The sequence below is a fragment of the Curtobacterium sp. DN_7.5 genome (genome assembly GCF_022655355.1).
GTDB classification, from domain to species: Bacteria; Actinomycetota; Actinomycetes; order Actinomycetales; family Microbacteriaceae; genus Curtobacterium; species Curtobacterium luteum.
In genome coordinates this window covers 2,134,056-2,146,535 of record NZ_CP093378.1, presented here as the reverse complement: position 1 = coordinate 2,146,535, position 12,480 = coordinate 2,134,056, and the positions used below count along the sequence as shown (strand labels likewise).

7 protein-coding genes are annotated in these 12,480 nt (G+C 72.6%); 4 read left to right on the top strand and 3 right to left on the bottom strand.

The genetic code is table 11. The features are described from left to right. The first annotated feature begins 119 nt into the window (after positions 1-119). Positions 120-1,856 carry a DUF8094 domain-containing protein gene (locus MON03_RS09880; RefSeq protein WP_242088224.1) on the top strand — a complete coding sequence of 579 codons (1,737 nt, stop codon included), beginning with the start codon at positions 120-122 and terminating at the stop codon, positions 1,854-1,856. After that, entirely contained in the window at positions 1,853-2,872 is a 1,020-nt protein-coding gene (locus MON03_RS09875; protein WP_242088223.1) for a tetratricopeptide repeat protein, read from the top strand. The genes MON03_RS09880 and MON03_RS09875 overlap by 4 nt, the downstream gene beginning before the upstream one ends. A gap of 141 nt (positions 2,873-3,013) precedes the next feature. On the opposite strand, the gene glgB is transcribed toward MON03_RS09875, so the two are convergent. The 3 genes from glgB to MON03_RS09860 all read right to left on the bottom strand — a co-directional run bounded on the left by glgB (position 3,014) and on the right by MON03_RS09860 (position 10,003). Continuing rightward, positions 3,014-5,761, bottom strand: a complete 2,748-nt coding sequence (glgB, locus tag MON03_RS09870) for a 1,4-alpha-glucan branching protein GlgB (protein WP_350355048.1) — start codon at positions 5,759-5,761, stop codon at positions 3,014-3,016. Further along, the gene (locus tag MON03_RS09865) at positions 5,758-7,758 is read right to left on the bottom strand and encodes an alpha-1,4-glucan--maltose-1-phosphate maltosyltransferase (RefSeq protein WP_242088222.1); all 2,001 of its coding nucleotides are present in this window, start codon (positions 7,756-7,758) and stop codon (positions 5,758-5,760) included. The genes glgB and MON03_RS09865 overlap by 4 nt, the downstream gene beginning before the upstream one ends. A 205-nt stretch (positions 7,759-7,963) precedes the next feature. After that, positions 7,964-10,003 (bottom strand): glycogen debranching protein, encoded by a 2,040-nt coding sequence (locus MON03_RS09860; RefSeq protein ID WP_242088221.1) that lies wholly within the window; start codon positions 10,001-10,003, stop codon positions 7,964-7,966. A 77-nt stretch (positions 10,004-10,080) separates the two neighbouring features. Here MON03_RS09860 and MON03_RS09855 point away from each other — a divergent pair, with 77 nt between their 5' ends. Both MON03_RS09855 and prfB read left to right on the top strand, forming a co-directional pair. After that, positions 10,081-11,265 (top strand): cysteine desulfurase family protein, encoded by a 1,185-nt coding sequence (locus tag MON03_RS09855; protein WP_242088220.1) that lies wholly within the window; start codon positions 10,081-10,083, stop codon positions 11,263-11,265. A gap of 96 nt (positions 11,266-11,361) precedes the next feature. Continuing rightward, positions 11,362-12,471: a peptide chain release factor 2 gene (gene prfB / locus MON03_RS09850; protein WP_031274384.1), complete on the top strand. Its 1,110-nt coding sequence runs from the start codon at positions 11,362-11,364 to the stop codon at positions 12,469-12,471. Positions 12,472-12,480 lie beyond the last annotated feature (9 nt).

Sequence of the window (12,480 nt, the reverse complement as noted above, 5' to 3'; positions counted from 1 at the left end):
ACCGGAGGACTCTGAGTCGCAGAGCACCCGGCGGGGATGCACTCCCCAGGGATGCTCGGTATCGTGGACCGCTGATCCGGCGCCGATTCCCCACCCCGGCGCGGTAGGGAGAGAGTTCCGTGCGCTTCGTCCTGGCGATCGTCAGTTTCGTGGTCGGCCTGCTGCTGGTCGGCCTCGCGGTCGGTCAGCGCACCGTCTTCGCACCCCCGTCCTCGCTCGTCGCGCAGTCCACGGCGAAGTCGTCCGCCCCGGTGACGGTGATCCCGGGCACGACGCTGAACGCCAACCCCGGCTACCAGGAGATCAACGTCCGGGGCTCCGGTGACGTGTTCGCCGCCTACGGCACGACCTCGGACGTCCAGGCCTGGATCGGGGACGCCGAGCACACGACGCTCCGCTTCGACGCCGAGGACGGCTCGCTCACGGGGCGGACCACGGGCACGGACACGAGCGTCCCGGACCCGAAGGGCAGTGACCTCTGGTACCAGGAGTACGACGGCGCCGGGCAGTTCACGGTCCGCCTGCCCCAGGACGTCTCCGTCGTGATCGTGGGCGACGGCGAGGACGCAGCCCCGAGCGACGTGTCCGTGACCTGGCCCCGAGACACGGCGACGCCGTCCGTCGGGCCGCTCCTCGTCGCCGGCGGGTTGTTCCTGCTCGGCGGGATCGCGCTGCTCGTCTGGGCCGTCCTCCACCAGCGGCGTGGCCGGGGCCCGCGTCGGCGCAGCGGTGGGACGCGACCGCCGCGCGTCCGCGCCTCCCGCCGTGCCGCCGCGGCCGGAGCCCAGGTGCCGAGCCGCGGTCGTCGCGGACGGCGCGCGTTCGTCGCGGTACCGGTCCTGCTCGTCGGCGCCCTGACACTCGCCGGGTGCTCGTCCGAGTACTGGCCGCAGGGCGGTGGAGCGTCACCGACCCCGACCGCCACCGCGACCGGGTCCGCAGACCAGGCCGAGCCGGTCGCCGCGACCAAGCAGCAGATCACCCGCATCGTGCAGCGCGTGGCCTCCGTGGCGAAGCGGGCCGACGCCGCACGGGACGCCACGCTCGCCGCCCAGCGGTTCACCGGCGCTGCGCTCGAGCTGCGGAAGGCCAACTACACGATCCGCGCGAAGGACTCCGACGTGGACGCCCCGCCGGCGATCTCGGCCGACGAGGTCTGCGTGGCGCTGCCGCAGCAGACCGACGCCTGGCCCCGGACGATCTTCGCGATCACCGCGGCGGACTGCTCGGCCAAGACGGCCGCACCGCAGGCGCTGACCCTCACGCAGGAGACCGCCCGCGACCCCTACAAGGTCGCGTACGACGTCTCGCTGGAGGCCGACGCGCAGATCCCGACGCTCGCGCCGACCTCGATCGGTGCTGCCCTGCTGGCCGCGAACACGAAGCTCCTGACGATCGCCCCGGACCAGGTGGCGACGGCCTACGCGGACATCCTCTCGAAGGACACCGCGAGCGAGTACGCCGACCTGTTCGCCGTGCAGGACGACGCGCTCCGGAAGACGATCGGCAAGGCCTACAAGGACAAGAAGGCGAAGGCGCTGCCCGACACCGCGAAGATCGAGTACTCGTCCGAGATCCCGGACGACGGTGCCGTCGCGTTCGCCACCGACAAGGCCGGTGCGCTCGTCTCCGCCGACCTCGACGAGGTCGAGAAGGTCACGCCCACGGCGTCCGGTGCCGAGGTGAACACCGAGGGGGCCGTGAAGGCGCTCTCGGGCGTCGACTCCAGCAAGAAGGGCATCAGCGCCACATACGGCGTGCAGGTCCTGTTCTACGTGCCGCCCGTCGGCTCCGATGAGAAGGCGGTCCTGCTCGGCTTCACGCAGGGCCTGACCGCCGCGAGTGAGGTCCAATGAGCAACGTCCCCCCGACCCCGTCCGGCCTCCGCGGCGCGGTCGACCTGTCGTCCCTCGTCGACCGCGCACAGCGCCCGGCGGCCACGGCCCCGACCGCGCCGGGCGCGGGTGGCGCTCCGGCCGGTGCGGCTCCCGCCGGCGGCGTGCCCGCCGGTGCCGACGGCGCCGCTGACCTGACCGTGCCGTCGCTCGTCCTCGACGTCACCGACCAGACGTTCCAGGACGTCCTGCAGCTCTCGACCATCGTCCCGGTCATCGTGGACATCTGGGCCGAGTGGTGCGGGCCGTGCAAGCAGCTGTCGCCGATCCTCGAGCAGCTCACCGCCGAGTACGACGGACGGGTCCTCCTCGCCAAGGTGGACGCCGACACGAACCCGCAGCTCGTGCAGGCCTTCCAGGCGCAGTCGATCCCCACGGTCGCCGCGCTCATCGGCGGCCGGCCCCTCGGGCTGTTCGTCGGCGCGCTGCCCGAGGCGCAGGTGCGCGACGTGTACGAGCAGGTCCTCGCGGCCGCGGAGCAGAACGGCGTGTCGGGGCGGGTCGCGGTGGACGGTGCCGCCCCGGCGGACGCCGCCGACCAGGGCGAGCCCGAGCCGGAGCCGCTGCCGCCGCACCACCAGGCCGCGTACGACGCGATCGAGCAGGGCGACTACGCCACGGCGATCCAGGAGTACACGACCGCGATCGCGCAGGACCCGCACGACCAGATGGCCGTCGCCGGGCTCGCGCAGGTGTCGCTGCTCGACCGCTTGCAGGGGCACACGGCCGACGAGATCCGGAGTGCCGCGGCCGCGGGGCCGTCGGACGTCGCCGCGCAGATGGCGGTCGCCGACCTCGACATCAGCGGCGGTCACGTCGACGACGCCTTCGGCCGGTTGCTCGACCTCGTGCCGACCGTGTTCGGTGCAGACCGCGAGGCCCTGCGCGTCCGGCTGGTCGAGTACTTCGAGCTGATCGGCAGCGGCGACCCCCGCGTCGTCGCCGCCCGACGGCGGCTCGCGAGCGCGCTGTACTGACGCGCGGAGCGCGTGCGCTGACGGCTCCGGCTGACGGACGCGACCGCTGCTCGGACGGGAGGCCCGGTGCCAGCTGGCACCGGGCCTCCCGTCCGTCATGTGGTCGCGCTGCGTCGCGCTGCGTCGCGGTCGCTCGTCGCGCTACCGCTCGAGCTGCAGCCAGACCGCACCGAGCGGCGGCACCACGAGGTGCGCGGACGCGGGGCGTCCCGCCCACGGGGTGTCCTCCGCCGTGACGACGCCGAGGTTCCCGACGCCCGAGCCGCCGTACTCGACGGCGTCGGTGTTGAGGACCTCGCGCCACGTCCCGGCAGCCGGGAGGCCGAAGCGACGCTCGACGGGGACCCCGGAGAAGTTGACGAACACCGCGAGCCGGTCGTCGCCGTCCTTCCGCAGGAACCCGAGCGTCGAGTGCGGCGCGTCGCCGCCCTCGATCCACTCGAACCCGTCGGGCGTGGAGTCGTGGGTCCACAGCGCCGGCGTGTCCTGGTAGACGCCGTTCAGAGCGGCGACGAGGCTCTGCACGCCACGGTGCCCCGGGTCGTCGACGTGCCACCAGTCGAGCCCGCGGGCCTCGGACCACTCCTGCACCTGGGCGAACTCCTGACCCATGAACAGCAGCTGCTTGCCGGGGTGCGCCCACATGAACGCGAGGTAGGCGCGCACGTTGGCGAGCTTCTGCCACTCGTCGCCGGGCATCTTCCCGTACAGCGAGCCCTTGCCGTGCACGACCTCGTCGTGGCTGATCGGCAGCGTGAACTGCTCACTGAAGGCGTAGACGAGCGAGAAGGTGATCTCGTCGTGGTGGTAGCTGCGGTACACGGGCTCGCGGCCGATGTACTGGAGCGAGTCGTGCATCCACCCCATGTTCCACTTCTGCCCGAACCCGAGGCCGCCGGCGCTCGTCGGCTGGGTGACGCCGGGCCACGAGGTGCTCTCCTCGGCGATCATCACGATGCCCGGGTAGCGCTTGTACGCGGTGGCGTTGGTCTCCTGCAGGAACGAGATCGCTTCGAGGTTCTCGCGGCCGCCGTGGATGTTCGGCAGCCACTCGGTCCGGGAGTAGTCGAGGTACAGCATCGAGGCGACGGCGTCGACGCGGAGCCCGTCGATGTGGAACTCCTCGAACCAGTACAGGGCGTTCGCGACGAGGAAGTTGCGCACCTGGGGCTGCCCGAAGTCGAACACGTAGGTGCCCCAGTCGAGCTGTTCTCCGCGTCGGGGGTCCGGATGCTCGAAGAGGGCGTGCCCGTCGAACTTCGCGAGTGCCCACTCGTCCTTCGGGAAGTGCCCGGGGACCCAGTCCATGATCACGCCGATGCCCGCGGAGTGCAGCCGGTCGACGAGGTACCGGAGGTCGTCCGGGGACCCGAACCGGGAGGTCGGCGCGTAGTAGCCGGTGACCTGGTAGCCCCAGGACCCGCCGAACGGGTGCTCGGCGAGGGGGAGGAACTCGACGTGGGTGAACCCGAGGTACTGCACGTGGCCGATCAGCTGGTCGGCGACCTCGCGGTAGGACAGGCCGGGGCGCCACGAGCCGAGGTGCACCTCGTACACGCTCATCGGTCGGTCGTGGGTGGTCGTCCGGGCCCGCTGCTCCATCCATGCCGTGTCGCCGTCGGACCACGTGTAGCGCGAGGCGGTGATGACGGACGCGGTCGCCGGCGGCACCTCCGTCCGGCGTGCGAACGGGTCCGCGCGCTCCACCCAGCCCGAGTCCGTGAGGATCTGGAACTTGTACCGCTGCCCCTCGAGCGCGCCCGGCCAGAACAGCTCCCAGACACCGAGGTCGTTCAGGCGACGCATCGCGGTCGTGCGGCCCTCCCAGCCCTCGAAGTCGCCGATCACGCGTACGGCGGTCGCGCGCGGCGCCCACACGGTGAACGAGACGCCGTCGACGCCGTCCTCGGTGCGCAGGTGTGCGCCGAGGTGGTGCCAGAGCTGCTCGTCGCGGCCCTCACCGAACAGGTGGAGGTCGATCTCGCCGATCGTCGGGGCGAACCGGTAGGCGTCGTCGGTCGTCCAGGTGATGTCGTCGCCGTCGCCGGAGGGGTCCGGGTCGTAGTCGGCCTCGACGCGGTAGCGCCCGAGCGTGCCCGCGGTGGCGCCGGCCCAGAGTCCGTCGCCCTCGTGCGTCAGCTCGACGTCGTCGCCGTCCGGTCGGACGATCCGCACCGCCGTGGCGAGGTGCCGGACCACGCGCACGCTCGTGCCGCCGTCGACCGGGTGCGGTCCGAGGACGTCGTGCGGCTGGGACCACCGGGCCTCGGCCACCTGCTGTCGGAGCCAGTCCTCGACAGGAGCGGGCCGTGGGCCGTCGGGGGAGGGTGCGGAACCCGATCCGGTCACGACGGGGTCGCCATCGTTCGTCGCGGTGGCCGAGGACCCGCCCTCGGAGATCGGGGACCCGCCCTCGGAGGTCGGGGCGTCGGTGCCGTCGTCGGCCGCGGTGGTCAGGTGGCGCGGGTGGGCGCTGTCCGGGGCGTGACCGGCGAGCGTCGCCGATTCGGGGACGTCGCGGTCGGGCGACTCCCTCGGCGCGGCGGGCGCACCGGGCAGGTCCTCGCCGGGAGCGGAGACCCGGGGCTCGTAGCGGGGTCCGGGCGCGGCGTCCGCCCTCGGTGCAGCGGTGGGCGAGGGCACCGAGGGCACCGGGGGCACCGGGGGCACCGCGGGCGGGCCGGACGGTGCCGGAGCGGCGACGTGCTGCGCGGGGTGCGTCGGTCGCGGCGTGTCCTCCGGCATCCGGCGCGGCAGCACGGGCGGCGGCGGGGGCGGCACCGGCGGCGTGCTCGGCCCATGGCCGCGGCCGGGCTGGCGCGGCGGCTGCTGTGGCGTCACCTGCTCGTCCGGCTCGCGGTCGTTCGGCGTCTTGTCGGCGTCGGTCATCGGTGTGGTCCCTCCACGACGAGCAGGTGCACGGGCTCCTGGAAGGCATCCAGGCGCACGTAGTTGGACGAACCCCAGACGAACCGCTGTCCGGTGACGACGTCACGGACGTCGAACGGCTCCTCGGTCGCCAGCCCGAGGGCGCCGAGGTCGAGGTGCACCGTGGTCTCCCGGGCGGAGTGGGGGTCGACGTTGGCGACGACGATCACGGTGTCGTCCCGGCCGGACCGGACGAAGCGTCCGGGGAGGTGCTTCGAGTACACGACGATCGCCGGGTCCTCCGCGTGGTGCACGTGCAGGTTCCGGAGCTGCCGGAGTGCCGGGTGCGCGGCGCGGAAGCGGTTGAGCATGGTGACGTAGGGCGCGAGGCTCGCACCCTCGGCTTCCGCCAACGCGAAGTCGCGCGGCTTGTACTCGTACTTCTCGTTGTCGATGTTCTCTTCAGAGCCGGGGCGGGCCACGTCCTCGAAGAGTTCGTACCCGGAGTACATGCCCCACGTCGGGGCCCCGGTCGCGGCGAGCGCGGCGCGGATCTTGTACCCGGCGCGTCCGCCGAACTGCAGGTACTCGGTGAGGATGTCGGGCGTGTTCACGAAGAGGTTCGGGCGCAGGTACGCGCTCGTCTCGTGGCTGAGCTCGTCGAAGTACGACTCGATCTCCTCGCGGGTGTTCCGCCAGGTGAAGTAGGTGTACGACTGCTGGAACCCGACCTCGGCCAGCGCACGCATCATCGCTGGACGGGTGAACGCCTCGGCGAGGAAGACGGTGTCGGGGTGCTCGTCGCGGATCTCCCGGATGACGCGCTCCCAGAACCACAGCGGCTTCGTGTGCGGGTTGTCGACGCGGAAGATGCGCACGCCGAACGACATCCAGTGCCGGAGCACCCGGAGGACCTCGGCGACGAGGCCTTCGGGGTCGGCGTCGAACTGGATCGGGTAGATGTCCTGGTAGCGCTTCGGGGGGTTCTCGGCGGTCGCGATGGAGCCGTCCGCGCGCTGCGTGAACCAGTCGGGGTGCTCGGTCACCCACGGGTGGTCGGGCGAGCACTGCAGGGCGAAGTCGAGGGCGACCTCCATCCCGGTGTTCTTCGCGGTCTCGACGAACTCGCGGAAGTCGTCCTCGGTGCCGAGGTCGGGGTGGATCGCGTCGTGGCCGCCGTCGGCCGAGCCGATGGCCCAGGGGCTCCCGGGGTCGTGCGGGCCCGGGGTGAGCGTGTTGTTCGGGCCCTTGCGCGCGGTGGTCCCGATGGGGTGGATCGGCGGGAGGTACACGACGTCGAAGCCCATCCGGGCGACCGCGGGGAGCCGACGTGCGGCGGTGCGGAAGTCACCGCTCTTCCACGAGCCGTCGGCGTTCTTCTTCGCGCCTTCGCTGCGGGGGAAGAACTCGTACCAGGCGCCGACCCCGGCGCGGGTGCGTTCGACGTCGAGCAGCTGCGTCGGCGAGTGCGTGCGCAGCGAGGTCAGGGGGGAGTCCTCGACCTCGCCGGTGATGCGGGCGTCGTCGATCGCGGCGAGCCGCTCGGCGGGTTCGAGGGAGGTGTCGCGGATGCGTGCCGCGGCCCGGACCGCGGCGGGGGAGTCGGTCTCGCTCGCGAGGCGGTCCAGCAGGACACCGCCGTCGAGGAGCGTGGCCTCGGTGTCCACCCCGGCGGCGATCTTGAGCCGGGCGGCGTGCACCCAGGTGGCCCAGTCGTCGGAGAACGACTCGACGTGCCAGGACCACACGCCGACGTGGTCGACCTGCACGGTGGCCTCGTAGCGGTCCGTGCCGGGCGCGACGAGGGTGAGCGGGACGGTGCGGGTGCCGCCGTCGGGACGCTCCAGGACGAGGTCGGCGCCGATGATGCCGTGCCCTTCGCGGAACACGGTCGCGCCGAAGGTGATCACCTCGCCGTCGAACGCCTTGCTCGGGTACCCGTTCGGCGTCGTCGGTGCGAGTTGGGTGATGGGGATGCGCCCGGGCTTCGGTCGCCGGGGTCGGTCTGCGGTGGCCACGGAGCCGACGCTACCCGGAAGGCGCGTCGGCGTTCTCCGGAACGCGTGTCGTGTGGACGACGGACGCGAGCGGGGCGGCTGTGGAGGAGCGGCGCCGGACCGGCACCGCGACCGCCTGGAGGCGCGTGGCGGGCCCGCCGCGCGCCTCCAGGCCGGCGACTGGTCGCGACCGTGACGCGATGCCCGCGACGCGACGCCCGGCGCCCTACGCGATCTCGAACACGTGGATGCCCGGACCGTACGCGGTGAACACCTGCCCCGCCGGACGCAGCCGCTGGTGGTCGCGGTGCTTCTCGCTCGACCAGGCGAGCCGGTACCCGAGCACGTCCTCGCGGACCGGCAGCGTGATGTCCCGCGTCCGCCCGCTCCCGTGCACGACGACGAGCACCCGGTCGTACGGTTCGTGCTCCGGGGTCGACTCCACGAAGTACTGCAGCGCGCGGTGGATCGGCTGGTCCCAGCCCTCGACCGTCATCGGGCCGCCGTCCGGGCCGTACCAGGTCATCCGGGAGGCCCCGGGGGTCTCCTGCCCCTCGATGCCGAACCGGGTCGGCCGGAGCGCCGGGTGCGCCGCGCGCAACCGCGTGAGCTCCGCGACCGTGGCGGTCGTCGACTCCGCGTCCTCGTCGTCCGACCAGTCCACCGGCGTCAGGTCGTCCGACACGACGTACGCGTTGTTGTTCCCGTGCTGCGTGCGGCTGCGCTCGTCGCCGGCCGTGAGCATCGGCACCCCGGCCGAGAGCAGGAGCGTCCCGAGGAGGTTCCGCATGCTCCGGCCGCGTGCGGCGCGCACACCGCGGTCCGCGGTGTCGCCCTCGATCCCGTGGTTGAACGACCGGTTGTCGTCCGAGCCGTCGCGGTTCTCCTCGCCGTTGGCGTCGTTGTGCTTGCGGTCGTACGACACCAGGTCGAGCAGGGTGAAGCCGTCGTGCGCGGTGACGAAGTTCACGCCGGCGAGCGGTCCGCGCTCGGCGCCGAAGAGGTGCCGCGACCCGGTCAGGGCCCCGGCGAGCGCGCCGATGCCGGTCCGGGGTGCGCCGTTGCGGCGCTCCTCCGCGATGTCGGTCAACCAGAACTGCCGGACGGTGTTCCGGAAGCCGTCGTTCCACTCGCTCGTCCCCGCGCCGAACGACCCGGTGCGCCACCCGTCCGGGCCGACGTCCCAGGGCTCCGCCACGACCACGACGTCCTGCAGGTCCGGGTGCTCCCGGATCGCCGTGAGCAGTGGGTGCGCCGGGTCGAACACGTGCCGGGTGTCCCGCGCGAGCGAGACCATCAGGTCGAACCGGAAGCCGTCGACCCGGACCTCCCGTGCCCAGTAGCGGAGGCTGTCGACGACCAGGTCGGCGGTGGCGGCGACGGAGGTGTCGAGGGTGTTCCCGCAGCCCGTCGTGTCGTAGTACGCGTCCGCGTCGGCGGCCCACCGGTAACGCCCGGCGCCGTCCAGCCCACGGAGCGAGGTCGTCGGGCCGCCGAGGCCCTCCTCGGCGGTGTGGTTGTAGACGACGTCGAGGACGACCTGGATCCCGGCCTCGTGGAGGATCCGCACCATGCCCTTGAACTCGCGGAGGACCGCGGACGCGCCGGCGGCCCGTGCGGCGGGGGAGGCGTACGCGGCGTGCGGCGCGAAGAACCCGAGGGTGTTGTAGCCCCACGCGTTCTCGCGCCCGGCGTCCCGGAGCCACCGCTCCGTGTCGAACGCGTGCACCGGCAGCAGCTCGAGGGTGGTCACGCCGATGCGGTGGAGGTGCGCGATCGTGCTCTCGTGCGCGATCCCGGCGTACGTGCCGCGGAGGTCCTCGGGGACGTGCGGGTTCGCGGCCGTGAGGGTCCGGACGTTCGCCTCGTACACGACCGCCCGGTCGAGCGGGGTCCGCGGTGCCACCGAGTCGCCCCAGTCGAAGGACTCGTCCACGACCTCGGACGTCCAGCGGACGCTCGCGCCGGCGTCGACCACGGGCACGATGCCCCGGGCCGCCGGGTCGAGCAGCGGGGCCGCCGCGTCGAACGCGTGCCGCGGTCCGGCCGGGCCGGTCGCGAGCAGGTGGTAGCGGTCGCCCGCCCGGACGCCGGGCACCTCGGCCGACCAGGTGTCGCCGGACTCGTCGACGCGGCGCAGCGGGTGTGCGCCGCGTCCGGCCACCACGAGCGTGATGCCCGTCGCCGACGCCGAGCGGACCGTGAACCGCGCCCCGCCGTCGCCGAGGACGATCCCCGGCAGGGCGTCGGTCGCGGTCTCGTGCATGGTCACCAGGGTACGAGGGCCCGCGGGTATCCTGGAAACGCCCGATCAGGGGGCACCCTCGTCGATGGGAGAGCAGTGTGACGGTCTACCTGGACCACGCCGCGACGACGCCGATGACCGCGGAGGCGCTCGCCGCGTTCACCGCAGCGCTGCAGACCGTCGGCAACCCCTCGTCGATCCACAGCGCCGGGCAGCACGCGAAGATGCTCCTCGAGGACGGGCGGGCCGCGGTGGCGCGGTCCCTCGACGCCGACCCGGTCGAGGTCGTCTTCACCTCCGGCGGCACGGAGAGCATCAACCTCGCCGTGAAGGGCATGTTCTGGGCTCGACAGCAGGAGCGTCCGCGTCCCCGGATCGTGGTCCCGGCGGGCGAGCACCACGCGACCGTCGACACGGTCGAGTGGCTGGCTCGTCACGAGGGTGCGGTCGTCGACGTGGTGCCGCTGGACGCGCAGGGGCGCGTCGACACGGCCGCCCTGGAGGCACGACTCGCCTCCGCCGACGACGTCGCCCTGGTCACGTTCCTGTGGGCCAACAACGAGGTGGGCACCATCCAGCCGGTGCGGCAGATCGTGGATGCTGCGCACGCGGCGGGCGTACCGGTGCACAGCGACGCGGTCGCCGCCTACGGGCAGGTGCCGGTGTCGTTCCGCGACTCCGGCCTCGACGCCCTGAGCGTCTCGGCCCACAAGGTCGGGGGCCCGGTGGGGGCCGGCGCGCTCGTCCTCGGCCGCCGCGCCACCGTCGAGGCGCTCATCCACGGCGGCGGACAGCAGCGCCAGGTGCGGAGCGGGACGCAGGACGCCCCGGCGGCGGCGGCGTTCGGCGCGGCGGCGTCCGCGATCGCCGCCGACGGCTCGGTGCTGCACCCGGAGGTCCGTGCACTGCGGGACCGACTGGTCGCTGGCGTCCGGGCGACGGTGCCGTCCGCCGTCCTCATGGGCGACCCGGTCGACCGGCTCCCGGGCAACGCGCACTTCACCTTCCCCGGGTGCGAGGGGGACTCGCTCCTGTTCCTGCTCGACGCCGCCGGGGTCGCCGTGTCGACGGGCTCGGCGTGCCAGGCGGGGGTCCCCGAGGCCTCGCACGTGCTGCTCGCGATGGGGCTCAGCGAGGCGGACGCCCGCGGTGCGCTGCGGATCACGCTGGGGCACACCTCGACGCACGCCGACGTCGACGCCTTCCTCGCCGCGCTGCCCGACGCCGTGGCGCGTGCGAGCGCAGCCGGGATGGCGGCCCGCGAGCCGGTCCTCGGCCGCTGACGCGATCCCTGCACAGCCGGCCACGTCGACCCGTTCGCCCACAGGTCGAGCCGAGCCGTCCCTCCCGGCCGTGCTGCGCCGGTAGGATCGACGATCATGGTCGAACTGGACTTCTCCGAGCAACTCTCCGCCCTCCGCGAGACGTTCGGCAACATCCGCTCGGTGGTCGACGTCGACCGCCTGCAGCGCGAGATCGCCGAACTCAGCGAGCAGGCGGGCGCACCCGACCTGTGGGACGACGTCGAGCACGCGCAGCAGGTGACGAGCGCGCTGTCGCACCGGCAGTCCGAGCTCCGGAAGATCACCGACACGCAAGCGCGCATCGACGACCTCGAAGTACTGGTCGAGATGGCGAACGAGGCCGACGACCAGGACTCCGCGGACGAGGCCCAGGCCGAGCTCAAGGCGATCCAGCAGACGATGAGCGACCTCGAGGTGCAGACCCTCCTCGACGGGGAGTACGACGAGCGGCCGGCCGTCATCACGATCCGCGCCGGCGCCGGTGGTGTCGACGCCGCCGACTTCGCCGAGATGCTCCTGCGCATGTACCTGCGCTACACCGAGCAGCACGGCTACAAGACCACCGTGATGGACACCTCCTACGCGGAAGAGGCCGGCATCAAGTCGGCCACGTTCGAGGTCGACGCGCCCTACGCCTTCGGCACCCTGTCGGTCGAGGCCGGGACGCACCGGCTCGTCCGCATGTCGCCGTTCGGAGCCGCGGGCAAGCGGCAGACCTCCTTCGCCGCGGTCGAGGTCATCCCGCTCATGCCGGAGACCGAGTCGATCGACATCCCGGAGAACGACATCCGCGTCGACGTCTTCCGTTCGTCCGGCCCCGGCGGGCAGTCCGTCAACACGACCGACTCCGCTGTCCGTCTGACCCACATCCCGACGGGCACCGTCGTGTCGATGCAGAACGAGAAGTCGCAGATCCAGAACCGCGCCGCAGCCATGCGCGTCCTGCAGTCGCGCCTGCTCCTCCTGAAGAAGGAAGAGGAGAACGCGAAGAAGAAGGAGCTCGCGGGCAACATCACCGCGAGCTGGGGCGACCAGATCCGCTCGTACGTCCTCGCGCCGTACCAGATGGTGAAGGACCTGCGGAGCGAGCACGAGGTCAACAACCCGTCCGCGGTGTTCGACGGCGACCTCGACGGCTTCATCAACGCGGGCATCCGCTGGCGCAAGCAGTCCGACGACGACTGAGTGGATCCG

Bases quoted from the DNA above. Each gene is read 5' to 3' on its own strand.
- MON03_RS09875 (WP_242088223.1), top strand. From the start codon at position 1,853: ATGAGCAACGTCCCCCCGACCCCGTCCGGCCTCCGCGGCGCGGTCGAC.
- glgB (WP_350355048.1), bottom strand. From the start codon at position 5,761: ATGACCGACGCCGACAAGACGCCGAACGACCGCGAGCCGGACGAGCAG.
- MON03_RS09860 (WP_242088221.1), bottom strand. From the start codon at position 10,003: ATGCACGAGACCGCGACCGACGCCCTGCCGGGGATCGTCCTCGGCGAC.
- prfB (WP_031274384.1), top strand. From the start codon at position 11,362: ATGGTCGAACTGGACTTCTCCGAGCAACTCTCCGCCCTCCGCGAGACG.